General features: G+C 46.1%; 29 protein-coding genes. 25 read left to right on the forward strand and 4 right to left on the reverse strand.

Features of this window, described 5'->3' with window-relative positions:
* Positions 1-107: 107 nt before the first annotated feature.
* The 8 genes from VP472_RS20060 to VP472_RS03550 all read left to right on the forward strand — a co-directional run bounded on the left by VP472_RS20060 (position 108) and on the right by VP472_RS03550 (position 4,394).
* Entirely contained in the window at positions 108-401 is a 294-nt protein-coding gene (locus VP472_RS20060; protein WP_115996197.1) for a spore coat protein, read from the forward strand.
* A 175-nt stretch (positions 402-576) separates the two neighbouring features.
* Positions 577-1,440, forward strand: coding sequence for an aminoglycoside 6-adenylyltransferase (gene ant(6), locus VP472_RS03520; RefSeq protein ID WP_146276290.1), 864 nt, complete (start codon positions 577-579; stop codon positions 1,438-1,440).
* 139 nt (positions 1,441-1,579) lie between these two features.
* The gene (gene cotJA / locus VP472_RS03525; RefSeq protein ID WP_003155704.1) at positions 1,580-1,828 is read left to right on the forward strand and encodes a spore coat-associated protein CotJA; all 249 of its coding nucleotides are present in this window, start codon (positions 1,580-1,582) and stop codon (positions 1,826-1,828) included.
* Positions 1,812-2,075: a spore coat protein CotJB gene (cotJB, locus tag VP472_RS03530; protein WP_003155702.1), complete on the forward strand. Its 264-nt coding sequence runs from the start codon at positions 1,812-1,814 to the stop codon at positions 2,073-2,075. The genes cotJA and cotJB overlap by 17 nt, the downstream gene beginning before the upstream one ends.
* 14 nt (positions 2,076-2,089) lie before the next feature.
* A complete protein-coding gene (gene cotJC, locus VP472_RS03535) occupies positions 2,090-2,659 on the forward strand; it encodes a spore coat protein CotJC (protein ID WP_003155700.1) in 570 nt (189 codons plus the stop codon).
* An 88-nt stretch (positions 2,660-2,747) separates the two neighbouring features.
* The gene (locus tag VP472_RS03540) at positions 2,748-3,281 is read left to right on the forward strand and encodes a GNAT family N-acetyltransferase (protein WP_060674483.1); all 534 of its coding nucleotides are present in this window, start codon (positions 2,748-2,750) and stop codon (positions 3,279-3,281) included.
* Between the two features lie 30 nt (positions 3,282-3,311).
* Positions 3,312-3,590, forward strand: coding sequence for a YesK-like family protein (locus VP472_RS03545; RefSeq protein ID WP_017419062.1), 279 nt, complete (start codon positions 3,312-3,314; stop codon positions 3,588-3,590).
* 114 nt (positions 3,591-3,704) lie between these two features.
* A complete protein-coding gene (locus VP472_RS03550) occupies positions 3,705-4,394 on the forward strand; it encodes a YetF domain-containing protein (protein ID WP_077721920.1) in 690 nt (229 codons plus the stop codon).
* Positions 4,395-4,426: 32 nt separating this feature from the next.
* On the opposite strand, the gene hmoA is transcribed toward VP472_RS03550, so the two are convergent.
* Together hmoA and VP472_RS03560 are read right to left on the reverse strand one after the other, a co-directional pair.
* Positions 4,427-4,753, reverse strand: a complete 327-nt coding sequence (gene hmoA, locus VP472_RS03555) for a heme-degrading oxygenase HmoA (RefSeq protein ID WP_003155696.1) — start codon at positions 4,751-4,753, stop codon at positions 4,427-4,429.
* An 84-nt stretch (positions 4,754-4,837) separates the two neighbouring features.
* Positions 4,838-5,200 carry a VOC family protein gene (locus VP472_RS03560; RefSeq protein WP_007408938.1) on the reverse strand — a complete coding sequence of 121 codons (363 nt, stop codon included), beginning with the start codon at positions 5,198-5,200 and terminating at the stop codon, positions 4,838-4,840.
* A gap of 159 nt (positions 5,201-5,359) precedes the next feature.
* Here VP472_RS03560 and VP472_RS03565 point away from each other — a divergent pair, with 159 nt between their 5' ends.
* The 8 genes from VP472_RS03565 (at position 5,360) to VP472_RS03600 (ending at position 11,705) form a co-directional block, all read left to right on the forward strand.
* Positions 5,360-6,226 (forward strand): STAS domain-containing protein, encoded by an 867-nt coding sequence (locus VP472_RS03565; protein ID WP_146276292.1) that lies wholly within the window; start codon positions 5,360-5,362, stop codon positions 6,224-6,226.
* Positions 6,227-6,507: 281 nt separating this feature from the next.
* Entirely contained in the window at positions 6,508-7,536 is a 1,029-nt protein-coding gene (locus tag VP472_RS03570; protein ID WP_063174337.1) for a sulfate ABC transporter substrate-binding protein, read from the forward strand.
* Positions 7,537-7,551: 15 nt separating this feature from the next.
* On the forward strand, positions 7,552-8,388 hold the full coding sequence (gene cysT / locus VP472_RS03575) for a sulfate ABC transporter permease subunit CysT (RefSeq protein WP_060674487.1): 837 nt from the start codon (positions 7,552-7,554) through the stop codon (positions 8,386-8,388).
* Positions 8,389-8,398: 10 nt separating this feature from the next.
* Positions 8,399-9,262 carry a sulfate ABC transporter permease subunit CysW gene (cysW, locus tag VP472_RS03580; protein ID WP_146276294.1) on the forward strand — a complete coding sequence of 288 codons (864 nt, stop codon included), beginning with the start codon at positions 8,399-8,401 and terminating at the stop codon, positions 9,260-9,262.
* 13 nt (positions 9,263-9,275) lie between these two features.
* Positions 9,276-10,346, forward strand: a complete 1,071-nt coding sequence (locus VP472_RS03585) for a sulfate/molybdate ABC transporter ATP-binding protein (RefSeq protein WP_146276296.1) — start codon at positions 9,276-9,278, stop codon at positions 10,344-10,346.
* Between the two features lie 118 nt (positions 10,347-10,464).
* Entirely contained in the window at positions 10,465-10,638 is a 174-nt protein-coding gene (locus tag VP472_RS03590; RefSeq protein ID WP_003155693.1) for a YezD family protein, read from the forward strand.
* A 29-nt stretch (positions 10,639-10,667) separates the two neighbouring features.
* Positions 10,668-10,970 carry an FMN riboswitch-binding regulator RibR gene (locus tag VP472_RS03595; RefSeq protein WP_003155691.1) on the forward strand — a complete coding sequence of 101 codons (303 nt, stop codon included), beginning with the start codon at positions 10,668-10,670 and terminating at the stop codon, positions 10,968-10,970.
* A gap of 90 nt (positions 10,971-11,060) precedes the next feature.
* Positions 11,061-11,705 carry a Bax inhibitor-1/YccA family protein gene (locus VP472_RS03600; protein WP_060674493.1) on the forward strand — a complete coding sequence of 215 codons (645 nt, stop codon included), beginning with the start codon at positions 11,061-11,063 and terminating at the stop codon, positions 11,703-11,705.
* 38 nt (positions 11,706-11,743) lie between these two features.
* Here VP472_RS03600 and VP472_RS03605 read toward each other — a convergent pair whose 3' ends face one another.
* Positions 11,744-12,256: a MarR family winged helix-turn-helix transcriptional regulator gene (locus VP472_RS03605; protein WP_146276298.1), complete on the reverse strand. Its 513-nt coding sequence runs from the start codon at positions 12,254-12,256 to the stop codon at positions 11,744-11,746.
* Between the two features lie 149 nt (positions 12,257-12,405).
* Between VP472_RS03605 and VP472_RS03610 the strand changes: the two genes are divergently transcribed.
* Entirely contained in the window at positions 12,406-13,527 is a 1,122-nt protein-coding gene (locus VP472_RS03610) for an FAD-dependent oxidoreductase (RefSeq protein ID WP_146277452.1), read from the forward strand.
* Between the two features lie 36 nt (positions 13,528-13,563).
* On the opposite strand, the gene VP472_RS03615 is transcribed toward VP472_RS03610, so the two are convergent.
* On the reverse strand, positions 13,564-14,634 hold the full coding sequence (locus VP472_RS03615; protein ID WP_060674500.1) for a DUF3900 domain-containing protein: 1,071 nt from the start codon (positions 14,632-14,634) through the stop codon (positions 13,564-13,566).
* Between the two features lie 164 nt (positions 14,635-14,798).
* Between VP472_RS03615 and VP472_RS03620 the strand changes: the two genes are divergently transcribed.
* The 8 genes from VP472_RS03620 to VP472_RS03655 all read left to right on the forward strand — a co-directional run bounded on the left by VP472_RS03620 (position 14,799) and on the right by VP472_RS03655 (position 25,648).
* Positions 14,799-17,981: a bifunctional cytochrome P450/NADPH--P450 reductase gene (locus VP472_RS03620; RefSeq protein ID WP_146276300.1), complete on the forward strand. Its 3,183-nt coding sequence runs from the start codon at positions 14,799-14,801 to the stop codon at positions 17,979-17,981.
* 464 nt (positions 17,982-18,445) lie between these two features.
* Positions 18,446-19,039 (forward strand): hypothetical protein, encoded by a 594-nt coding sequence (locus VP472_RS03625; RefSeq protein ID WP_077721924.1) that lies wholly within the window; start codon positions 18,446-18,448, stop codon positions 19,037-19,039.
* A complete protein-coding gene (locus VP472_RS03630) occupies positions 19,032-19,343 on the forward strand; it encodes a winged helix-turn-helix domain-containing protein (RefSeq protein ID WP_007609957.1) in 312 nt (103 codons plus the stop codon). The genes VP472_RS03625 and VP472_RS03630 overlap by 8 nt, the downstream gene beginning before the upstream one ends.
* On the forward strand, positions 19,344-20,234 hold the full coding sequence (locus VP472_RS03635) for an ABC transporter ATP-binding protein (RefSeq protein WP_077721925.1): 891 nt from the start codon (positions 19,344-19,346) through the stop codon (positions 20,232-20,234). It abuts the gene before it with no gap.
* A gap of 14 nt (positions 20,235-20,248) precedes the next feature.
* Positions 20,249-20,989 carry an ABC transporter permease gene (locus VP472_RS03640; RefSeq protein ID WP_077721926.1) on the forward strand — a complete coding sequence of 247 codons (741 nt, stop codon included), beginning with the start codon at positions 20,249-20,251 and terminating at the stop codon, positions 20,987-20,989.
* Positions 20,990-21,764: 775 nt separating this feature from the next.
* Entirely contained in the window at positions 21,765-23,693 is a 1,929-nt protein-coding gene (locus VP472_RS03645) for a lipoteichoic acid synthase (protein ID WP_003155677.1), read from the forward strand.
* Between the two features lie 215 nt (positions 23,694-23,908).
* Positions 23,909-24,673: a glucose-1-phosphate cytidylyltransferase gene (locus tag VP472_RS03650; RefSeq protein ID WP_003155676.1), complete on the forward strand. Its 765-nt coding sequence runs from the start codon at positions 23,909-23,911 to the stop codon at positions 24,671-24,673.
* A gap of 6 nt (positions 24,674-24,679) precedes the next feature.
* Entirely contained in the window at positions 24,680-25,648 is a 969-nt protein-coding gene (locus VP472_RS03655) for a GDP-mannose 4,6-dehydratase (protein WP_063637010.1), read from the forward strand.
* The last annotated feature ends 9 nt before the right edge of the window (positions 25,649-25,657 follow it).

The raw sequence follows: 25,657 nt of genomic DNA on the forward strand, positions 1-25,657 counted from the left end.
CTCCGTAAGCAATTATTGATTATTTCACCAAAACTGGGCGGATGCCCATACGTTTCCTTCCGCATGTCATAAACTGGACTGTAACCTATGTGAAGGAGCGATAAATCATGAATGAAAGAAGACCGATTTACGGCGGCGGCTATGGAGGCTACGGAGGCTACCCGGGGTACGGTTTTGGCGGCTACGGAGGCTACGGTGGCTACGGCGGCTTCGGAGGATATCCGGGATACGGTTTCGGCGGAGGCTACGGCTACCCGGGATACGGTTTTGGCGGTTACGGCGGTTTTGGCGGCTACGGCGGCTTCGGAGGATATCCGGGGTACGGTTTTGGCGGCTATGGCGGAGGCTACGGCGGCTACCCGTTCCATCACCATCATCATCGGGACAGCCAATTTATCTGACCATTCGGGAAAAGCACTCTTGGAACAGCAAGAGTGCTCTTCTCATGTTCTTGCAGCTGTGTTACGATTGGAGCAAAATCATCAAGTACATATGACATTTCTGTAAATTATGAGCAAGTTGTTTATAAACTGAAAAGCATGATCTGTAAAAACTCTTTATCGGGAGGTTTTACATGTGAGAAGTGAAGACGAAATGATGAAATTGATTCTTGATATTGCGATGAAGGACGAGAGAATCCGTCTTGTCACTTTAGAGGGATCAAGAACCAATAAAAATGTACCGAGAGACAAATTTCAAGACTATGATATTTCTTATTTTGTGACCGATATGGACTCTTTCACATCTGACGAAAGCTGGCTGGATCAGTTTGGCGAAAGAATGATGATGCAAAAACCTGAAGATATGGAACTTTTCCCTCCGGAACTCGGAGACTGGTTCTCCTATCTCATGCTTTTTAAAGATCATCATAAAATCGACTTAACTTTGATCCCTCTGAGTCAAACAGAGGATTATTTTACACAGAGTGATGGTTTGGCGGAAATAGTATTAGACAAGGATGACCGAATCAACAGTAAGATGATTGCGAGTGATGAACAATATCATATAAAGAAACCGACTCCCAGAGAGTTTGATGATTGCTGCAATGAATTTTGGATGGTTTCAACCTATGTGATTAAAGGATTAATGCGTAAAGAAATACTGTTTGCGCTGGATCATATGAATGACATTTTAAGGCCTAATGTTTTGCGTATGATTGCGTGGAATATCGGGATAGAGAATCAGTTTTCATTAAGTGTAGGGAAGAATTATAAGTATATTCAACATTACATGAATGCGAAAGATTGGGAAATTCTGCTGAATACTTATGTCGGCAATACTTATGAAAGCGTGTGGAAGGCATTGTTTGACTGCCAAGGTCTCTTTAGAGCATATTCAAAGTCAGTGGCTGATTTATTGAGATATGAATATCCTGAATATGATCAACAAATTACGGAATATACATTGAAACATTATCAGCGTTTTCAAGCAGATTTTTAAATTATGGTTTTTTACTTCAAATTCCAGATGAGTTGCATTGAGTCCGTTTTTAACGGGCTTTTTTATTTTCTTACAGGGCATAAATGCCGATACGGATTCATACCTATTAAGGTCATGTGTTTAGGAAAGGAGGATCGTAATGAAAGAAAATCAGCCGTTTACACCGGTCAAATCCTATAAACCCTTCCACAGCCGGTTTGATCCCTGCCCGCCGATCGGAAGAAAATACTACAGAACGCCGCCGCATCTTTATATGCGGTTTCAGCCGTATCACTTGGAGCAGTTTTCTCCGATGGAGGCATTGAGAAAAGGAACCCTTTGGAAGGATCTTTACGATTTCTATGATAATCCTTATCGGGGGGGAATCGAATATGGCGAAAAAGATTGATGATGAATACTATCGGCTGCTGGAACAAATCCAGGCGGCGGACTTTGTCTTGGTGGAGCTGACGCTTTATCTGGATACGCATCCCCATGACCGTCTCGCGCTTCAGCAGTTTCATGAATATTCCCGGTACTCAAGGCAGCTGAGAAAACGGTTTGAACCTGAGTACGGACCGCTTCTGCAATTCGGCGTGAGTCAGGCCGGCGCTCAATGGGACTGGGGCCGCGGTCCTTGGCCATGGCAAGTATAAGGAGGGATCTGTAAATGTGGGTATATGAAAAAAAGCTGCAGTATCCGGTTAAAGTGAGTACATGCAACCCGATGCTGGCTAAGTTTCTCATTGAACAATACGGCGGGGCGGACGGCGAATTGGCCGCAGCGCTCCGGTACTTAAACCAGCGCTACACGATTCCTGATAAGGTGATCGGCCTGCTGACGGATATCGGCACGGAGGAGTTTGCGCATTTAGAAATGATTGCGACGATGATTTATAAGCTGACAAAAGATGCGACACCGGAGCAGCTGCGTGATGCAGGGCTCAGTGATCATTACGTCAACCATGACAGCGCGCTGTTTTATCACAATGCGGCCGGAGTTCCGTTCACAGCGTCTTACATACAGGCGAAGGGAGATCCGATTGCTGATTTATATGAGGATATTGCGGCTGAAGAAAAGGCGAGAGCGACGTATCAATGGATTATTGATATTTCCGATGATCCTGACCTGAATGATTCACTCCGTTTTCTGCGTGAGCGTGAAATCGTTCACTCTATGCGTTTCAGGGAAGCGGTTGAGATTTTAAAAGAAGAACGTGATAAGAAGAAAATTTTTTAAACGGCCCTCAAACATGACGGCTGTTTTTTTCCTTTCTGCGTTTGGTCTATAATAAAGGTGTCGAATATTCTGATTATAGGAGGATTTTATGACACCATTTACGATTACGGAGGAGAAGGCGGGGGCATTCCGGGTCACCTCCGCCCGGAAGGATGATGAAGAAGAGGTCATGGATCTGCTCGTGCAGGCGGCAGAATGGCTTCGCGATAAAGGGTCGAACCAGTGGAGCGGTCTTCTGCAAGGGGAAGATACCCACAATATGCGGGAGGCGATCGCCAAAGGGTATGTTTTTTTATTCAGGCAGAATGAAGAGCTGGCCGGCGTCGTCATGCTGCTTCCCGAAGCAAGCGGGTGGGACAGACGTCTATGGGGCGATGAAGGACATGAGGAGTCCGTATATCTCCACCGGCTGGCGATTAACAGGCGGTTTGCAGGCGCGGGGCTCGGCCGGACAATCATGACTTGGGCGGAGACGGGTGTGTCTTGTCCGGGAAAAACGAAAATCCGGCTCGACTGCGTGGCCGAAAACAAGGCGCTTCAGTCGTTTTACAGCGGAATGGGTTACGAATCAAAAGGGCTCGCGCCGGGTTATCATTTGTTTGAAAAAAAGGTGAGTAAATAAAAAGCTCCTTATGACGGAGGTGCAAAAGACATGGGGTTTTTTTATCTGATCTGTCTGGCCGCATTTTGTCTTAACTTTGCCGTATCGGCTGTGCTCCGTAAGAAATGGCCGAAAAAGATGTGGCCTGAGTGCCTTTTGGCGGTGCTGGGCCTGACTGCTTTCGGTACGGTTGTTTACAGCATTTTCGGTGTCGGCGGCTGGGAAGGAATGGGCTTAGGGCTTGCCGCGATGTTTGCCGGTTCCGGAGCGGCAGCCGGTTATGCCGCTGAGGTGTGCTTACGGGTCGTCAGATCGAATCAAAAACAGTAAGCAGAAGTGAAAAAAACGCAGCCTCGGCTGCGTTTTTTTGTGTATTGCCGGCCGCTGTATAGAAAACAGGCGGATGTCCATAATGGTAATGACTTTTAAGAAGAAGGTGCGAATATGGGACATTTACTTACAGTGGCTTGGGAGTTAGTATGCGGCTTGGGTATTTTATTTGTGATTTTAAAATTGCTTGGAAAAACCCAATTCTCGCAAATTACGCCGTTTGATTTTATTTCCGCGCTCATCCTCGGCGAACTGGTCGGAAATGCGGTGTATGATAAAGGCGTCAGGATTATTGAAATCATTTTTGCTTCTCTGTTATGGGGGGTTTTAATTTATCTCATCGAACTGATTACGCAGAAAGTAAAAAGCTCCAGAAAGCTGTTGGAAGGCGAGCCGAGTATTATCATACATAAAGGAAAACTGAAATATGATGTGCTGAAAAAGAATAAGCTGGACATTAATCAATTGCAAAGCCTTCTCAGACAGGCGAATTGCTTTTCCATACAGGAAGCGGAGTACGCGATTTTAGAAACAAACGGGATGGTCAGCGTCCTGCCGAAATTCCAATATGACACGACGAAAAACGGCGACATGCAAATAAAGCCGAAGCAGGTCTCTTTGCCGGTCACGCTGATTATTGACGGCGAAGTGCTGTATGAAAATCTGAAAGAAGCCGGGCTGGAAGAAAAGCAGCTGACTCAGGAGCTGAAAAAGCTGAACATCAAAAGAACGGAGGACGTGCTGTATGCGGAATGGAAGCCCGATAAACCGCTGTTTGTCCTGCCGTATGAGGAGAAAAATTAAAAAGAGCATTGCCCTGGGGCAAATGCTCTTTATTATTTTTCGTGTACGCCTGTTTTAACGGCTCTGACATGATACATACCGACATCCGTTCCAAGCATATAATCAGGTTTCGGCTTGCCTTGGTTTGCTTTGTGGGCCGCGATGTGGTCTTCGCTTTTTTCCCATTGTTTCCAATGGTCTTCAGACTCCCAGCGGATTAACACGACGACTTCTTCATCACCGCGGCGGACTTTTTTTTCCAGAACCGTTACGTCTATCAAACCTTCCTGCTTTTCAATCACGCCTTCTGAACTGAAGCGTTCGATTACTTTGTCGGCATGTCCTTCTTTTACGGTCATTTTTCTGATTTGCACAAACATCTGGCAGCTCTCCAATCATTTTCACGCTTTATCCAACATTTTAAATGAAAATGATTATCAAAGTCAATTGAGATGCCTGACGGATTACGATTTCAGGAGAAAGACATGACCATCCTCATCTTTAAATTGCACGAAGCTTCCCCATTCCATTTGTTTCGGTTCATCTAAAAAGGTGATGCCGTTCTTTTTCATCTGTTCGTATGCGGCAAAGACATCTTCACACTCAAATACGATAGAAGCCTTCATATGCTCGGCCCCTTTCATCATCGATTTCGGATAAATAACCAAATGAGTGGCGGCCCCTTTGGGCGCTACCTCAAGCCAGAAGGCGCCCGGTCCCATCGGATGCTCGGCAACGGTTTCAAACCCCGCTTTTTCCGTCCAGAATGTTTTCGCTTTTTGCTGATCATCAGTGTATACGGCGACTGTCGCGATTTTTTTGATCATCATACTGACCTCCTGTTTCATTTCTTTTATAGTGTATCCTCCTGCCGGAAAAAGCAATCAAAAGCTTTAATGTGCCGGCTTTTTTTAATTTCTCTAGTGCGATCGGCGATTCCGATTTATAATTTAGACAAAAGTACATTCTTGAAAGAGGAGACGGCAGTGAACAAAGACCAATTACTTCATGATTATATTATTACACATTCGGCAGAGCTGACGGAAAAATGGCTTAAGCTGAGACGGAAGCTGAGAGGGCGTTTTTATTCTGCGGATCAATTAAGCGAGGAAATGAAACGGCTGCTGATCGAGCAGCATACCTTTACAAACACGGTCATCGCAAGCGCTTTTTTGGAAGATCCGGCCGTTTTTCAGCATAATAAAGAAAAATGGGCCGCACAGGTAGCGAAAAGCAGAGTGGAGCAAGACGCGGAGGTTCATGAGGTCGTTGAGGCGATCGGCAATTCAAGAACTGTCTTTTGGGAGGCGGTCACCCGTTTTATGGATGAGCATCAGGACATCGTAACAAATGAGGATGCCCGCCGCTGGAATTACATTGTCAACGGCTCGTTTGATCAGCTGATGACGGATTTTACTGAACAGTTTCAGAAATTAATGATCGCGAGGCTGTCATCTCAGCAGGAGCTTATTTCCGAATTGAGCTGTCCGGTTATTTTGATCGCGGATACGATCGGCACTCTGCCGCTCATCGGCCCGATTGATACGAGACGGGCGCGTGTGATTTTGGAGTCGGTGCCGGAAAACTGTGTCGCCAAACGGATCACAAACCTTGTGATTGATCTGTCCGGTGTGCCCATTGTCGATACGATGGTGGCGCAGCAATTGTATATGCTGTCGAAAACGTTATTTCTCCTCGGCATCAGAACCGTGTTTTCCGGCATTCGGCCTGATGTGGCACAGACTTCTATCCAATTGGGGCTTGATTTTTCAGAGTATCAAACTTACGGCTCCCTGGAGCAGGCGCTCGCCAGCATGGGTGTCACATGTGTGATCGAGGAAGCAAAAGCATAGAAAAAAGGTGCTCCGGCCAGAGGCGGGGCGCTTTTTTTGTCAGCGGAAAACAATTTAAATATTCTAAAACTTAGTTGACAGCTAGGGATAGTTTGAATTATTCTTATACACATCGAACCGGCACAAATAGCTGATCGTACACAAACGAAAGCTGGCCGTTCTGCCCAAATCTGATACCGGTATAATTGCCCATCAGTCAACTGAAGGCATATTATTTCCCTTTTTTGAAAGGGGATAATATGCCTTTTTTTATGCGGAAAAAGAGAGGAGAAATCAGGCACATGAAAAAAACAGCGGCATTTTTAGTATTGATCTTATTGGCAGGGGCGCTGTCAGCCTGTCAATCTGAGTCCGGCAGCGCGTCATCAGACGGAAAGACCGTTCAGCTGCTGAATGTATCGTATGATCCGACACGGGAGCTGTATAAAGAGTATAATCAGGCCTTTTCTTCCTATTGGAAAAAGAAAACGGGTCAAGATGTAACCGTTCAGCAGTCGCACGGAGGTTCGGGGAAGCAGGCCAGATCCGTAATAGACGGACTCGACGCTGATGTCGTAACGCTTGCTTTAGGTTATGACATTGATTCGATAGCAGAAAAAGCCCGACTCATTGATCAAAACTGGCAGTCACGTCTGCCGGATCAATCAACTCCTTACACGTCAACCATCGTATTCTTAGTCAGAAAAGGGAATCCGAAACACATCACTGATTGGGCTGACTTGGTGAAAAAGGACGTTTCGGTCATTACGCCCAATCCGAAAACATCGGGCGGAGCCAGATGGAACTATTTAGCGGCATGGGCATATGCCGATGAAACGTATCATCATGACGACACGAAAATCAAACAGTTTATGAAAGACCTCTACGGCAATGTGGAAGTGCTTGATTCAGGGGCGCGCGGAGCCACGACCAGTTTTACAGAAAGAGGGATGGGGGATGTGCTGATCGCCTGGGAAAATGAGGCCTATCTCACACTGAAGGAATTCGGCAAGGAGAAATATGAGATTGTCAATCCTTCAATCAGCATTCTGGCTGAGCCTCCTGTCTCTGTTGTCGACAAAACCGCCGATAAAAAAGGAACAAAAAAAGCGGCTGAAGCATATTTGTCCTACCTCTACAGCAAAAAAGGGCAGGAGATCGCCGCGAAGAATTTTTACCGGCCCCGCGATAAAGAGGTTCTGAAAAAGTATGAAAAACAATTCCCGCAGATTAAAACGGTGACGGTCGAAAAGGAATTCGGCGGCTGGAAAAAAGCGCAGGAAACCCATTTCAATGACGGCGGAACCTTTGACAGCATCTATGAGAAATAGAAAGAGGAAACGAGTATGAGAACGTTACTTTTCAAAAAAACAAAACCGTCCGTGATTCCGGGGTTCGGATTAACGATGGGATTTACATTTTTATATATGGCCGTTTTGGTTATCGTGCCGCTGTCCATGGTGTTTTTTCATACGATGTCAATGGGGCCCGGGGACGTCTGGCATATCATTTCTGAGCCGAGGGCCGCGGCTTCCTATCGGCTGAGCTTCTTGACGGCGGGCTGCGCCGCTTTGATCAATGCGGTTTTCGGCGTTGTCATCGCCTGGGTGCTGACGAGATATGACTTTCCGGGGAAAAGGCTGGCTGACGGCCTGGTTGATCTGCCGTTTGCCCTGCCGACCGCCGTCGCAGGCATTACATTAACGGCAATGTATTCACCGGACGGCTGGATCGGACAGCTGTTTCCTTTCCGTATTTCCTTTACACCGATCGGCATTGTCATCGCATTGACGTTTATCGGGCTGCCTTTTGTCGTCAGGATGGTTCAGCCCGTCTTAGAAAATCTCCAAAAGGAAACGGAAGAAGCATCTGCGTCACTTGGAGCTTCGAAATGGAAAACCTTCCAAAAGGTCATTCTGCCGGAGCTTTTTCCTTCTATTATATCGGGTTTCGCATTATCTTTTGCCCGCGCCCTCGGGGAGTATGGTTCTGTTGTATTTATCGCGGGCAATATGCCGTTTAAAACCGAGATTTCCCCGCTGATCATTATGACGAAATTAGAGCAATACGATTATGCCGGGGCAACAGCTGTTGCGGCAGTCATGCTTGTCATCACATTTTTCATTTTATTCATCATCAATGGATTGCAATGGCTCACCGCGAGAAAATACGCAGGAAGGTAGGGGATATGCCATGCAGCTGGAAACAGCGAAAACAGCCGTGCCTAAGCGGGAGATACGGGAATCACCCGTTGTGAAATGGGTGCTGATCTCAGCAGTTCTGCTCTTTTTGTCCATATTTTTAATCATGCCGCTTGCATTTATATTTATTGAAGCTTTTAAAAAGGGAGCGGAAGCATATATCCTCTTTGTCACGCATCCGGATTCCCTTGCCGCGATGAAATTGACGCTCCTCGTCGTTTTTATCACGGTTCCGCTGAATACGCTGTTCGGCGTCGCCGCGGCGTGGGCTGTGACCAAATATGAATTCAGGGGGAAAAGTCTGTTTATGACACTGATTGATCTGCCGTTTGCCGTGTCTCCGGTAATCGCGGGCTTAATCTTTGTCCTTTTGTTCGGGCTTCACGGCTGGCTTGGTCCATTTTTACTTGATCACCAGATAAAAATCGTATTCGCAGTCCCGGGAATCGTGCTTGCATCCTTGTTTGTGACGCTCCCTTTCATCGCCCGGGAATTAATACCGCTTATGCAAAGCTTAGGAAATGCTGAAGAAGAAGCGTCCGTTACCCTTGGTGCTGGTGGCTGGAGAACGTTCTGGCATGTGACGCTTCCTAATATCAAATGGGGGCTGATCTACGGGGTGATTTTGAGCGCGGCCCGAACAATCGGCGAATTCGGCGCCGTATCAGTCGTTTCCGGTCATATCAGGGGTGTTACCAACACGCTCCCGCTTCATATCGAAATTTTGTACAACGAATATCAGTTTACGGCCGCTTTTGCGGCGGCCTCCGTCATGTCGGTTTTTGCGATTATGACACTGTTTTTGAAAAACATCATTGAATGGAAAGCCGGTTATCGTTCTGTCAAAGCCGGATGAGGAAGGAGTCATTATGGAGATTACGATCGACACTATTTCTAAGCATTACGGAAACTATCAGGCATTGCGGGATATCAATCTTCACGTCAATAATGGCGAGCTGGTTGCGCTTCTCGGCCCGTCAGGCTCAGGCAAAACGTCATTATTGAGAGTCATTGCCGGCCTCGAGCAGGCGGATGGGGGACGTGTCCTGTTCGGAAAACAAGATGTGACGGATACGCATGTAAAAAGCAGACATGTCGGTTTTGTGTTTCAGCACTATGCGTTATTCAGCAAGATGACGATTTTTGAAAATGTCGCCTACGGATTAAAAGTCCGTCCGCGAAAGCAGCGTCCCGCCAAAAAGGAAATTGCCGAAAAGGTGAGAGAGCTTCTGGCGCTTGTGAAACTGGAACCTTATGAAAAGCGCTATCCCTCGCAGCTGTCAGGCGGACAGAGACAAAGAGCCGCCCTCGCACGCGCCTTGGCCGTAGAACCGAACATTCTGCTGTTGGATGAACCGTTCGGCGCGCTTGACGCCAAAGTAAGAAAAGAGTTAAGGCAATGGCTCAGACGGCTTCATAATGAATTCGGCATGACAAGTATTTTCGTCACTCACGACCAGGAAGAAGCGCTTGATGTGGCCGACCGCATCGTCATTATGAATGAAGGTGCGATTGAACAGATCGGAACGCCGCAGGAGGTGTATGATCACCCCGCAAATCCGTTTGTGTACGACTTTCTCGGCAGTGTCAACGTATTTGAAGGAAGAGTGGAGGAAGGAAAGCTGATCACCGGAAACGCAGCAATACCTGTCGGGCATGCTGATCAGGACAAGGGGATCGCTTATGTGAGGCCGCACCATTTTACCGTAGAAAAAAAACCGTCCGGTCTGCATTCATTTGAAGCAAAGGCGGCTCATATCCGCGCCATCGGACCGTCCGTCAGATTGGAAGCCGTCCGTACCGACACAGGCCAGCACTTGGAGATTGAGCTCTCAAAAGAGCAATATGACGCCTTGGGGGCGGGCGTCGGCGACACGGTTTATGTCAAAGCGAAGGAAGTGAAAGTTTTCGCAAAGAAAACATATCCGAAAATTGTGTAAATGCTGTTGATTTCTGAATGAAAACATAATAGTATAATTATATATTTCTTATCAGAATAGTATGAATTAAAACGCTCATTGTCAAAAGACGAACGGCCAGACATAAAGGGGGAGCATGATGACGTCCAAAGGAAACGTAGATCCGCATGTGATCGAAAAGATTATCAGTGCGCTGGAAACGCTCGATTTCGGGACTGTTCAGATTACGGTTCATAATTCCCAAGTGACACAAATTGATAAGGTGGAGAAATATCGATTTTCCCTGAAGAGCAAAGAAGTAAAACAATCTTAAAAAACAGCCAATGACAGGAGGCGGTACATATGAAGCATTCAACTGTTCCTTTCCGGGAGAGCCGGTATCTGCACCTGCCCGAAGTGCGCTTTCTGCATTGGTGCACGAAGCAATACGGCATAAATAAAGGCGTGCTCAATACAATTGACGGCTGGTTTTATGATGCGGGCGTCATTCCGATTCCCGTCAGGCGTCTTTATGTGCTGGCATTCCTCGATTTCGTGAAAACGCCGGGGCAGAAGGGGAATATCCGATTCGGGCACGGCGGATTGACGAAAAAACTGCATGATTTCATGGATATGCAGGAGTGCGCAGCAAAACGTCAGGCCTGACATCCTTAAAATCTTCTTAAAATCATGCAAATTTCTCCCATTTTATTTATAATAGACCTATCACCATCATTTTTTGGGAGGACTTTTGACATGCAAACTGCTGCTTATGAGAGCAAACAATCTATTATGCAGCGCATTATCACGGTATTTGTGTTTACACTGTTAGTTGCGACAATCGGCCTGTATACGGGCCAGTTCATTCCGCCGGCATTGATGCTGCCGCTGTCGATCTTAGAGGTCGTCATGATCATCGCCGCCTTTTGGCTGCGCCGAAAAAAAGCCGTCGGATATGTGTTTGTCTTTTCATTCGCTTTTATTTCCGGAATGACGCTGTTTCCGATCATCAGCCATTATGCGTCCGCAGCCGGAGCCTATGTCGTATTGGAGGCATTCGGTTCTTCGTTTGTGATTTTTGCGGTGCTCGGCACGATCGGCGCTAAGACGAAAAAGGACTTGTCGTTTTTATGGTCCTTCTTGCTTGTCGCTCTTATCGCGCTTCTCGCAGTGGGGATCTTTAATATTTTCAGCCCGCTGAATTCCGCCGCCATGATGGCGTATTCCGTCATCGGAACGATTGTGTTTTCAATGTACATCTTATACGATCTGAACCAGATCAAGCACCGGGACATCACGGCTGACCTGATTCCTTTGATGGCATTGACGCTTTATATCGACTTTATCAACTTGTTTATCAACCTGCTTCGGTTTTTCGGGATTTTAAACAGTGATGATTAACCGCGCGAAAAAGGCGCCCTGCTGAGAGGGGCGCCTTTTTATGTTCTGTCTCCGGAAAACAGCAGAAGCTTATCAAATAAAACTTCAAGCATTTTTGTCAATTCCGCTTTTTCTCCAGCAGTGAAGCTTTCCATGACTGCTGAAATGTTGGAGAAGTGGCCGGGAAGAAACAGCATCAGCTTTTCTTTTCCTTCCCTTGTAAGTTCGATGCTGATTTTTCGTCTGTCACCGGTATGCCGGCTGCGGTTTACAAAGCCGTCCCGTGCGAGTCCGTCGATCAATCCGGTGATGGTCGCTTTGGTGACATTGGATTTTTTCGCCAGCTCCGTCGGACTCAGGCTGTGGCCGGGTGCGTCAAACAGAAACATTAAAATTTTGAATTTCCCTTCGGACAATCCGTGACTTGAGAAATAATGCTCCATGACCTGATTCATTTTTTTAGACATATCAAATAACGTCAAAAATGTTTTCAATGATTCAGCATCCATATCGGCGTAAATCTCAGCGCGTCCGGCAATCTGCGAGTAATCCGGCAAATGTCTCAACTCCATTTTGTAAGCCTCCGTACCATTTTAGTGATTCAAAGTATAAGCTTGCCGGATTCAAAAGGCAACCTATAAAGATTGACAGTTTTTCAGCCTATATAGTAAGGTGGCTAATAGTTAATTAATGATAAATAAATCGAGAAGGCGGTATCGTGATGAACCATGAAGTGAAAAAGATCATCATAGCGGGCGGAGGGATCGGCGGCCTGTCCGCAGCGATTTCTCTCGGCAGAGCGGGTTTTGAAGTGACCCTTTGCGAGGCGGCGTCCGACATGCGAAAAAGCGGAGCGGGCATTCTTCAGCCTCAAAATGCGCTTCGGGTGCTTCGGGAAATCGGTGTGTATGATGAATGCTGTCAACACGGCTTTCAAACGGATTGGCTGAAGCAGCATGATGAAAACGGAACGCTGCAGTTTAAAGTGAGTGAGGCGTTTTTAGATGATACATTGCCGGGGCGGAATAATATATTGCGGCAAACATTAAACGATATCCTCAGGAAGCATGCTGAAGCGGCGGGGGTCACGATTCTGCCCGGTAAAAAAGTCGTGTCTTACGAAGAAACGGCAGATGAAATAACGGTGCATTGTGGAGACGGAACCGCGATGACGGCTGACATTCTCGCCGGCTTTGACGGCATCCGCTCCGCTGTCCGCGATCAAATGCTGCAAAGGGAAGTGAAAACAGAGTATCTCGGCATGGGAGCGCGCAGATTTTACATTTCTTTTCCCGAGCCGGTTTTTCATGATTCAACACTGATGTATAAAAAAGGGCAGACGCAGGTCGGGGTCGTGCCGCTCTCTGAAAAAACAGGATACGTATTTATCATCCGGCCGTATGACGCTGACTTCAGGGATGACGAGGACACACGTTTTGAACGGGTGAGAGACTTGCTGCGCGGAATTCCGGGAGTAAAGTTTGTGACAGAGAATATGTCAAGGGAATATCCCGTTTTGTTTCATAAGATTGAGCAGATGGCGGTCAAAGAACCGTGGCACAGAGGCCGCGTCGTTCTGGGCGGGGATGCCGTCCATGCAGGAGCGCCGACATTGGCGCAGGGAGCGGCGATGGCGATTGAAGACGCGATTGTGCTTAGTGAAGAACTGCAAAAGCACGAAAACCATGAAACTGCATGTCAATCATACTTTGAAAGACGGGCGGAGCGGGCATTACAGGTGCAGAATCTCTCATCTGAAATCGTCCGCCGCGAGATAAAGGGAACGCCCGGCGTCCAAGACATCATCGGTGAATGCTATCGATTGCTCAAAGAGCCTTATTAAATAAAGAAAGTCCAGAACATGGCGTCTGGACTTTTGTCAGTCTTGTTCAGATTTATTCCGTATCCGCTCAATCACCTCATGCAGCCCCTCAGGCTTGTGAAACTCCACCGGCGAACTGCCTTTTTCAAACGAGATCGTCTCCGCCTCAATGAGCGCGACATAGCGCCCGTTCACTTTTGCGAGATGGATGGATTCGCCGAAATCAGCCAGTAATCCTTTAATCTCTGTTTCTCCGACTTTCATTTTCAGCTCGGCTTCCGGCGTGTGTTCAATGATCTGCGCGGATGCCTCGATGACTTGATGGGTGTCGAGGCGCTCCTGAATTTCCCGCTTTTCACTCGCTTCCCAAATTTCAATGTCGTGCTCAAACTGCTGAAGCTCTTCGCTGTTTTCTTCAAAAGTTTCATACACGTGCTCCTGCACCATGTTCATGACTTGGTTTTTCATGATTTCCGGCATCGATTCGCCATATTCGACAAATTTGAGAAAATCTTCGAAATAACGGGCGTGCGAGGCCTGGTGGATTTTCAGCTCATGCTCTTCCGTCATGCCTTCTTCCGGCACATACGGATATTGAATGCTTTTCATGTTTTTTGTCGTGATGGCCATTTCGACCTTTTTAATGAGAGACGAGGCGTCTGAGATGCGGGCGACCTTCGGCTCGAAATCGCATTTCATCATAAAGACGAATTTGTCCTCAAAATATTTGCGCGGAACGGCCGATGCCACGATAAAAACACCGCCGCGCACGGCGCTCGTGTCAAGATAAGTACGGACGAACTGCTCGCTTGCTTCGATAAATGCTTCCTTCGTATCCGCAAGTCTGGCGCGGTTGAAAAGGTTGTAATTCGGATTTGAATCAAGCTCATGGCCCGGCTCCGTGATAAAATGGCCGATTTTTGTGGGGACCTGCTCGGATTGCGGATGCCGTTCAGCTTTCCGTTTGACGATTTTCTTCAATTCCCCGTCAAGAAAATCCTTCAGCTCGCTTTCTTCAAATTCGTCTGTGTCAAGGGTCTGGAAATGTTTGAACTGTTTATTTGCCTGTTCGTCTTTTCCTTCCACTTGAATGACATAAAACGATAAAAACTTGATTTCAAAATCCATATGTGAACTCACCTTATTTCTGTATTTAACAAGCCTCTCCAGTATAGAAAAAACCGTTATTGATCGTCAATCCGGGGATTGATCCGTAACGGCGGATAATCGGCCGGTGAAAAGGGCACTGTAGTTGGAAGGAACGCATCAATGTGTAAGAAAGGGTGTTATTCATGAAGGAAACAGGTCCGATTCCGCAGCCGAAGACATTCGGTCCGCTCGGCAATCTTCCTTTGCTTGATAAAGACAAGCCTACAATGTCGCTGATCAAACTGGCAAACGAGCAAGGGCCTATTTTTCAGCTGCATACCCCGGCGGGCGCCATTATCGTCGTGTCCGGACATGAACTGGTGAAAGAGGTTTGCGATGAAGAGCGGTTCGATAAAAGCATTGAAGGGGCTTTGGAGAAAGTCCGGGCATTTTCCGGTGACGGGCTGTTTACAAGCTGGACGCATGAGCCTAACTGGCGAAAGGCGCATAATATTCTGATGCCGACCTTCAGCCAGCGCGCGATGAAAGATTATCATTCGATGATGACTGATATCGCGGTGCAGCTGATTCAAAAATGGGCTAGGCTGAATCCGGATGAGGCCGTTGATGTGCCTGCTGATATGACCCGCCTGACGCTTGATACGATCGGGCTTTGCGGCTTTAACTATCGGTTTAACAGCTATTACAGGGAAACGCCTCATCCGTTTATCAACAGCATGGTGCGCGCCCTTGATGAAGCGATGCACCAAATGCAGCGTCTCGATGTTCAGGATAAGCTCATGATCAGGACGAAGCGCCAATTTCATCATGACATTCAGGCGATGTTTTCGTTAGTAGACAGTATTATCGCAGAGCGCCGGTCAGGCGGACGGGATGAAAAGGATCTGCTGGCCAGAATGCTGAATGTGGAAGACCCGGAAACGGGCGAAAAACTTGATGATGAAAATATCCGGTTTCAAATCATCACGTTTTTAATTGCCGGCCATGAAACGACCAGCGGCCTGCTTTCCTTTGCCATCTACTTTCTGCTGAAACATCCCCGTGTTTTGGAAAAAGCCTATGAAGAAGCCGATCGGGTTTTGACCGATCCCGTTCCTTCTTATAAACAAGTACTGGAGCTTAGTTATATCCGAATGATTTTGCAGGAGTCATTGCGCTTATGGCCGACCGCGCCTGCGTTCAGCCTTTATGCGAAAGAGGATACGGTGATCGGCGGGAAATATCCGATCACGCCGAAAGACAGAATTTCCGTCTTAATTCCCCAGCTTCACCGTGATAAAGACGCGTGGGGAGACAATGCGGAGGAATTTTATCCGGAGCGGTTTGAACATCCTGATCAAGTGCCTCACTATGCGTACAAGCCGTTCGGAAACGGTCAGAGGGCGTGTATCGGTATGCAGTTCGCCCTGCATGAAGCAACTCTTGTTCTGGGGATGATTCTGCAGCATTTTACCTTTATCGATCACACCGATTATGAGCTCGATATTAAACAGACACTGACGATTAAGCCCGGCGACTTTCATATCCGGGTGCGGCCGAGAAACAAAGGAGCCGTTGCGGCAGCTCTCCCGGCGGCTGAAAAAGCGGCGGAAGACGTCGAAAAAGAAAAACGGGAAACAAAAGGCGCATCCATTATCGGGCTTGATAACCGACCGCTTCTGATTTTGTACGGCTCAGATACGGGAACCGCAGAAGGCGTGGCGCGGGAACTTGCCGATACTGCCGGGATGCACGGCGTCCGGACTGAAACGGCGCCTTTAAATGACCGGATCGGAAAACTGCCGAAAGAAGGAGCTCTCTTGATCATTACGTCCTCTTATAACGGAAAGCCTCCGAGCAACGCGGGACAATTCGTTCAATGGCTTGAAGAAGTCAAACCCGGGGAGCTGGAAGGTGTCCGATATGCCGTCTTCGGCTGCGGTGATCATAACTGGGCGGCGACATATCAGGCTGTGCCGAGACTGATTGATGAGAAGCTTGCCGAAAAAGGGGCGGAACGCTTTTCTGCCCGAGGCGAAGGGGACGTCAGCGGCGATTTTGAAGGAAAGCTTGATGAATGGAAAAAAAGCATGTGGACGGACGCCATGAAGGCATTCGGTCTCAAGCTGAATGAAAATGCCGAAAAAGAGCGAAGTGCGCTGGGTCTTCAATTTGTCAGCGGGCTTGGCGGGTCTCCGTTGGCACAGACGTATGAAGCGGTTTACGCATCCGTTGCGGAAAACAGGGAACTTCAGGCGCCGGAAAGCGGCCGGAGCACAAGGCATATTGAAATCACTCTGCCGAAAGAGGCTGCCTATCATGAAGGGGATCATCTCGGCGTGCTGCCGGTAAACAGCAAAGAGCAGGTCAGCCGTGTTCTCCGCCGGTTCAATCTGAACGGGAATGATCAAGTGCTGCTGACGGCCAGCGGACAGAGCGCGGCTCATCTCCCGCTCGATCGGCCGGTCAGGCTGCATGATCTTCTGAGCAGCTGTGTCGAATTGCAGGAAGCGGCATCAAGGGCCCAAATCCGGGAAATGGCCGCTTATACGGTCTGTCCGCCGCACAAACGGGAATTGGAAGATTTTCTTGAGGAGGTCGTCTATCAGGAGCAAATCTTAACATCGCGCGTCTCAATGCTCGATCTCCTTGAAAAATATGAAGCGTGTGAACTTCCGTTTGAGCGATTTCTGGAGCTTTTGCGCCCGCTGAAGCCGCGGTATTATTCGATTTCAAGTTCGCCGCGGAAACATCCCGGGCAGGCCTCAATTACCGTCGGTGTCGTTCGAGGCCCCGCCCGGAGCGGTTTGGGTGAGTATCGCGGAGTTGCTTCGAATTATTTAGCGGACCGCCGCCCTGAGGATGGTATCGTGATGTTTGTCCGCACTCCGGAAACACGATTCCGGCTGCCGGAAGATCCGGAAAAACCGATTATTATGGTCGGTCCCGGCACAGGAGTCGCCCCGTTCCGCGGATTTCTGCAGGCCCGCGCGGCGTTAAAAAAAGAAGGAAAAGAGCTGGGCGAGGCTCGTCTGTATTTCGGATGCAGAAACGATCATGATTTTATTTACCGTGATGAGCTTGAAGCTTATGAAAAAGACGGAATCGTGACGCTTCATACGGCTTTCTCCCGCAAAGAAGGCGTACCGAAAACGTATGTGCAGCACTTAATGGCGAAAGACGCCGGCGCTTTAATTTCCATCCTCGGCCGGGGAGGGCACCTCTACGTATGCGGCGACGGCAGCAAAATGGCGCCCGATGTGGAGGCAACGCTGCAAAAAGCGTATCAGTCGGTCCACGAAACAGACGAACGGCAAGCGCAAGAATGGCTTTTGGACCTCCAGACAAAAGGCATTTACGCAAAAGATGTTTGGGCGGGGATTTGACCGATGTGATGAAAAGGACTGGATGACTCCGGTCCTTTTTCCTTCAATAAAATGAATTGCTTTCCAATCGATATACATTCGGCTTGTCCAACCACACCTGGTCAAGATATCTTCCCTGCTTGACTCCCGGACCTTCTATTTTGGTCATTTCTAAAACCTGCAGAAATTGTCATCAGAAGTGTGGCTTAAAAGTTTTACCATATGTTCCTCCGTTAGCCAGAAATTCAGACAGCCATTGCATGCTATCTATTGAGTTGAAGATCAGCAGGCTTCTCTTTTTTATTAGGATGCTTATATAAAGGACGTCTCATGCTGTAATGGAAGCATACCGGCGCAAAGAGTCCCATCTGCTGTTCCCAAGACTAAATAGTTGCGCCTATTTTGGATAAAACCTCTTTACAAATATATGGAATTAGAATATACTCTGTTTCACAAAGTACTTTGCGAAAAGAGGAGCCTGTCTTATGTCAAATCAGAATTTTCGTGAATCAGAGATAGCTGAAAACTTATCTCATATCAAAGTCTTGACGAATTACAAGACTGAGTACTCAAGGCAAACCAGTCCATATTTCATTATTTGGGGCTGTATATGGATTATTGCGTATTCCGTTTCTTTATTTAAGGTACTTTCTGTAGTCCTTGCTTGTGTCTGGTTAATACTGGCAGTATTAGGATGGATACTGACTTTGAAGACATATCTTAAGCAGAAACAATTTGATCCTATGCCCACTTTCTTAAAGAATCAATTAAAATATGCTTGGATTGGATTCATATTAGTGGTATGCATTTTTGTTTTCCTGTTTTTAATGGGATTATTGCCGCGAACAGGAGAATTTCTATCGTTTTTGATTGTTTTAATGGTGTCTATTATGTACATATTCTTAGGCATCGTGTTAACAAAAGAGATTTTTGTTATGGGATTTTGGCTGAGCATACTCGGTATGCTTACATTCTGCCTATTTCCTGATGCAATGAATATTGTTTTTGCATTTATTGGCGGAGGCAGCCTATTACTTACAGGAATGATTTTGAAAAGAAAAGGGCAAGGAAATGAGTAATGTTAACAATATCAATGATTTAATACATGCCAAAGTGCGGTTGGGAATTATGAGTTTATTGATGACTTATGATCAATGTGATTTTACTTTCCTGAAAAAGTCATTAGACATCACAGATGGGAATTTAGGTTCGCATCTGAAAAAGTTAGAAGATGCAGCTTATATAGAACTAACCAAGAAGTTCGTATCCAAAAAGCCGAAGACTATTGTTCAGATCACGAAAGAAGGGAAAGCAGCCTACAAGGAGTACATTAATACGATTGAATCCATATTTAAAATAAATAACAGTGGGGGCATGGTGTAAATGCTGCAAGTTGAACATATAAGTAAGCGCTATGGCATGACTCTGGCTTTGGACAATGTTGCTTTAACAATTCCGAAAGGAGTCTGCTATGGACTTGTTGGACCGAACGGATCCGGCAAATCTACCTTAATTAAGATCATCTCGCGCATCATCCGCGAATATGACGGTAAGGTTGAATTTGTCGGCAAGGAAAATGGCAGGCTGGGTTATGTTCCGCAGGATATCAGCCTTGAAGAAAAATTAACCGCAAAAACCAATATGGAATTTTTCGGAAAGTTACACGGGCTGAATGGCTTAAAACTAAAGCAAACAACAAAAAAACTGTTAGAAGATATCGGGTTGTTAGAAAGGGCAAACGACGTTGTGGAGAACTTTTCTGGAGGAATGAAGCGCCGTTTAAATATCGGGTGTGCATTAATGCACGATCCAGACTTAATTATTCTAGATGAGCCGACGGTAGGTGTGGACCCGCAATCACGCCGCTACATTTTTAAAATCGTAAATCGACTCAAAAAAGCCGGTAAAACCATTATTTATGTGAGTCATTACATGGAAGAGATTGAAACTCTTTGTGACTATGTAGCTTTTATCGACAGAGGGCAAATTATCGATGAAGGAGAAATAAATGAACTGCTTAAACGACATGAAGAATCATCTATTATGTTTAACTCCTCATTGTCTCCTGAATTAATAAAGAGCCATGGTTTTGAGTTTTCAGTCGTTAATTCAGGGTTGATAATAAAAACCAAAGAACCTTTAGAAACCATGGAGCGCTTAATTAGGGTCAGTAAGGAAAACAATATTGTGCCTCACCAGTTGTTTTTATATAAGCCAAAATTAGAAGATGTATTCTTTAAACTTACCGGCACTGATTTGCGTGATGAAGAATAAAGGGGAAATTTATCATGTTACCGCTCGCTCAAATTGAAACGCTAAAACAGTTAAAGGATAAGTCTCTGTTTTTTTGGACGATTATATTACCCATTGTGTCCATCATATTGCTGATTGAGCTATTTACGACAGACAGTGCAAACAAAACTTTAGTAGCTTCTCAATCTGTAACCGGCATGAGCGTATTCTTTTCAACATTCATTATTATCTCCATCGTTATAAGTTTTGTAAAGGATCGGGAAAAAGGAATTGTATCAAGACTGGCAAGTACTCCTTTAAAGCCTTATAACTTCTTCTTAGGAAAAAGTATCCCTTTTTTAGTCATAACTTTTATGCAAATTCTTCTCCTTTCCGTTCTGGGAATATTTCTGTACGATATTGAAATTAATAATTTTCCGGCGTATTTGTGGGTTGTTGTGTTGATATCTTTACTAGTTACATCCTGGGGAGTTGCTATTTCGGTCTTTGCAAAGACTGAAAATACCGGCTTGGTCATGACAAATGTGATTGCATTAGGTACCGCTGTTGTATGTGGTTTATGGACTCCTTATGATCAATTGCCAAGCTATCTTCAAACTATTGGAATGCTCTTCCCTCAGTACTGGGCGCATCAAGGGTTAATTCAATCGGTCTCGACGATATCGGGAGGAGAAAGTCTAGTATGGGTAACATTTGTTGTACTGGGCTATACAATACTAGGATTTATAGTTTCTCTAATTGGATACAGACATTACATTAAAATGGCGAGAAATTAAACCTCCGTGAGAATTAAGATATTAAAACGCAGCTGGGACTAAAAGGAGAGCGGGAAATGATTAGTGAAAAACTAAAACTGTATGTCGAGGCTCAATTTAAAAAGTATGAAAAAAACTCGTTGTTGAACAGAAAAAAAACGGAGCTAATTCCTTTATTGGCGGGTTTGATGAAACCAGTTCACAATTTTTTTCGCTAATGAGAAACAGAAATTTGCAAGACGCCTTAAGGACCAGTGTTGGAGAACAGTTTAAGCAGTCACAAATGCCAGCTCTGCTGCATGGTTGGATTATAAAAAACAAAAGGTATACGTGAAGAAAGCATTTTTGTATATCTTTAGGGTCTAAGCGATAATTTGACAGGGAAAGGACTGGATGACTCCGGTCCTTTTTTTACCTCACAAAAAAAACCTTCAAGTTTTTCAGTCCCTTTGCATACAATAACTTCAGCCCGCCTGTTGGGCGGCTGTCTTTGATATTCATTTTTCGTTTTTAGAAGTTTGTGTTATTCTTATATTTGGTATCTCCTATTTTCAGACCGGGTCTGATACGGTACCTTTTAATGCCAGAAAAAAATGTGAAACGAAGAACGGATATCCTGCGTCTAATGGCTGGCGGGATAAGATGTTCAATGGGCATGACACGAATGATAAATATATCGTTTTTTAAAATGGTGTGTTTATGGGGCTGTGTGATGCTTTCGTTTTGCTTGGAAAGCAGGAATTGAAGCAAAAAGTAAGAATACAGATTTAAAGTGTTTAGGAAAGTAGAGGTTGCCATGAAGAAATTATTTTCTTACAGACTTAGTTTTTTTGTACTGGCTATTATTTTGTTTTGGGCCAAAACGTATTTAGCCTATCATGCTGAATTCAACCTTGGGGTGAAGGGTCCGACGCAGCAGTTTCTGCTTGTGATCAATCCGTTCTCAAGCGCCATTTTCTTTTTAGGACTGGCATTGTTTGCGAAAGGCCGCAAATCAGCGATTATCATGGTGATTATTGATTTCATCATGACGTTTATTTTGTATGCCAATATCCTATTCTATCGATTCTTCGATGATTTCTTGACATTCCCGAACTTAAAGCAATCCGGTAATGTCGGAAATATGGGAGACGGCATCTTCAGCATTATGTCCGGCCATGATATTTTATACTTTGTTGATATTATTATTTTAATCGCGCTTCTGGTGTGGAGACGTGAGCTGAAGGAATTCAAGCTGAAAAAACGGTATACGTCATTAATTATCGTGACGGGTATTGTGTTGTTCTTCGTGAACCTGGCGATTGCCGAAGAGGACCGCCCGGAGCTGCTGACAAGAACGTTTGACCGCAATTACATTGTAAAATACTTAGGCCTTTATAATTACACGATTTATGACGGCGTACAGACGGCGCAGACGGAATCACAGCGTGCATATGCCAGCAGTGATGACCTGACGAGCGTTGAAAACTATACATCGTCGCATTATGCGAAGCCGAACGCCGAGTATTTCGGCAAGGCCAAAGGCAAGAACATCATTAAGATTCACCTGGAGAGCTTCCAATCATTTTTGATCAATTACAAACTTGACGGAAAAGAAGTCACGCCGTTCCTGAATAAACTCGCCCGCGGCGGAGAGGACATGACGTACTTTGATAACTTTTTCCACCAAACGGGCCAAGGTAAAACATCTGACGCCGAGCTGATGATGGATAACAGTCTGTTCGGACTGCCTGAAGGATCAGCCTTCGTGACAAAAGGGGAAAACACGTATCAATCGCTTCCTGCCATCCTTGACCAAAGTGAGGGCTATACAAGCGCCGTTTTACACGGTGACTACAAATCATTCTGGAACCGTGACCAGATTTACAAACATATCGGCTACGATAAATTCTTTGACGCCAGCACATACGATATGTCTGATGACAACCTTGTCAATATGGGACTGAAGGATAAACCGTTCTTCAAAGAATCTATACCGAAGCTTCAGTCGCTGAAACAGCCGTTCTACGCGCATTTGCTCACGCTGACGAACCATTATCCGTTTACGCTTGATGAAAAAGACGCAACGATCGAAAAAGCGAAAACGGGCGACGCGACTGTGGATGACTATTTCCAGACGGCGCGTTATCTTGACGAAGCGCTTGAACAGTTCTTTAAAGATCTGAAGTCATCCGGTTTATATGACAACTCGGTGATTATGCTTTACGGAGACCATTACGGAATCTCTGAAAACCATAACCGCGCGATGAAAGAAATTCTCGGCAAAGAAATTACGCCTTATCAAAACGCGCAGAATCAGCGTGTGCCGCTTATGCTTCGCATCCCCGGCAAAAAAGGCGGGGTGAACCATACGTACGGCGGTGAAATGGACGTTGTGCCGACGATCCTTCACTTGGAAGGCATCGATTCTAAGAAATATATTAATTTCGGCACCGATCTCTTCTCGAAAGACCATGATGATACGGTGACGTTCCGTAACGGAGATTACGTCACGCCGAAATATACTTCCATCTCCAATGTCGTATACGATACGAAGACAGGAAAAGAACTGAAAGGCAATCAGGAAACGAAAAACCTGAAAGCCAGAGTCACAGAGCAGCTGAAGCTGTCTGACAGCGTGATGTACAAAGACTTGCTCAGATTCCACAAATTGAGCGACTTTACGCCGGTTGATCCGTCTAAATATCATTACGGCAAAGAAAAGCTGAATCAGGATAATAAATAATAGAAAGAGCCTTACGGAATTTCCGTGAGGCTCTTTTTTTGTGTGTATCTTCACCAATCTGAAAAAAGAGAGAGCTTTTGGTCACAAAGGGCGCCAATCTCTCATATCTTACAGTAGATTTTGAAACCGGTGATAGAGAATCGGACAAATTATCGGGTTGGTTTCTCTTATACGGGCGGTTTCGAATCCAATATTCACAGAGAAGAGGGGTAGAGATGAAAGCAGTCATTCTCTGCGGCGGAAAAGGAACGAGAATGAGCGAAATCACCAATGAACGTCCCAAACCGCTCGCCATGATAGGCGGCAAACCGATTCTATGGCATATTATGAAACTCTATCAATACTATGGCGTGAACGAATTTATCCTGCTTCTTGGTTTCAAAGGAGAGATGATTAAGGAATATTTCTTAGATTATGACTGGAAGAATCACAGCATGACGCTGGACAGCTCTACCGGAGAAGTGCGGATATTGGGAACATCCGAGCCGTGGAAAATCACTTTTTTAGACACGGGGGAACACACGCAGACAGCGGGGCGGCTTTTACAGGCGAAGGACATCATCGGTGATGAAACCTTTCTTATGACGTACGGGGACGGACTGGCGAACATCAACCTGTTTCATCTGATCAGCTATCATCAATCAAAAGGGGCTGCGGCGACCGTCACCGGTATAGAAAAGACCTCGCAATTCGGAACGCTGACGGTTGAAGACGGTATGGCGAAAAGCTTTTCTGAAAAAACCTCAAGTGACGGCATCATCAACGGCGGATTTTTCGTGCTCAGCCCGAAGGTATTTGATTATCTGCCGAAAGACAGGGACGTCATGTTTGAAGAAGAACCGCTGAAGGAGCTGGCAAAGGACGGCGAATTGGCGGTATACCGGCATTACGGTTTCTGGACGGCGATCGATACGTATAAAAACCTGCTGGAAATCAACAAGATGTGGGACCGGGGACAACATGTATGGAAGGTATGGTGATCAAGTTTGAGTTTCTGGAAAAATAAAAATGTGTTTGTGACGGGATGTACAGGTCTTTTAGGAAGCAGCTTGGTGAAGGAACTGATCGATCAGGGGGCTAATGTGACGGGACTTGTCCGTGACACTGTGCCCAAGTCGAACCTGTATCAGGGAGAACAAGTGAAGCAAATGAATATCGTGCACGGCGCGCTTGAAGATCTGGATGTGATTGAGCGGGCGCTGGGCGAATATGAAATTGACACGGTCTTTCATTTAGCCGCTCAGGCGATCGTCGGCGTCGCAAACCGCAATCCGATTTCCACATTTGAAGCCAATATTCTCGGAACATGGAACATCCTTGAAGCGTGCCGCAGGCATCCGCTCATCAAACGGGTGATCGTCGCGTCCAGTGATAAAGCGTACGGCGACCAGCCGACACTGCCGTACGATGAAAACATGCCTCTTCAGGGCAAACATCCGTATGACGTATCAAAAAGCTGTGCCGATTTGTTAAGCCACACATATTTTAATACGTACGGACTTCCGGTCTGTATTACGCGCTGCGGCAACTTGTACGGCGGCGGGGATTTGAACTTCAACCGGATTATTCCGCAGACGATTCAGCTCGTGCTGAACGGTGAAGCGCCGGAAATCCGCAGCGACGGCACATTTATCCGTGATTATTTTTACATCGAGGATGCGGTCGAGGCATACCTTTTGCTGGCGGAAAAGATGGAGGAGCTCAATCTTGCGGGAGAAGCGTTCAACTTCAGCAATGAGATTCAGCTGACGGTGCTGGAACTTGTAGAAAAAATTCTTAAGGCCATGGACAGTGACCTCAAGCCGAAAGTGCTCAACCAGGGAAGCCACGAAATCAAGCACCAATATTTATCAGCGGAAAAGGCGAGGAAGCTTCTGAATTGGACGCCCGCGCATACCATTGATGAAGGATTGGAAAAAACGATCGAATGGTATAAAGCCTTTTTTCAAAAGTAACAGAAACAG

This window comes from Bacillus sp. MT(2024) (genome assembly GCF_036362845.1).
Lineage (GTDB): Bacteria > Bacillota > Bacilli > Bacillales > Bacillaceae > Bacillus > Bacillus velezensis.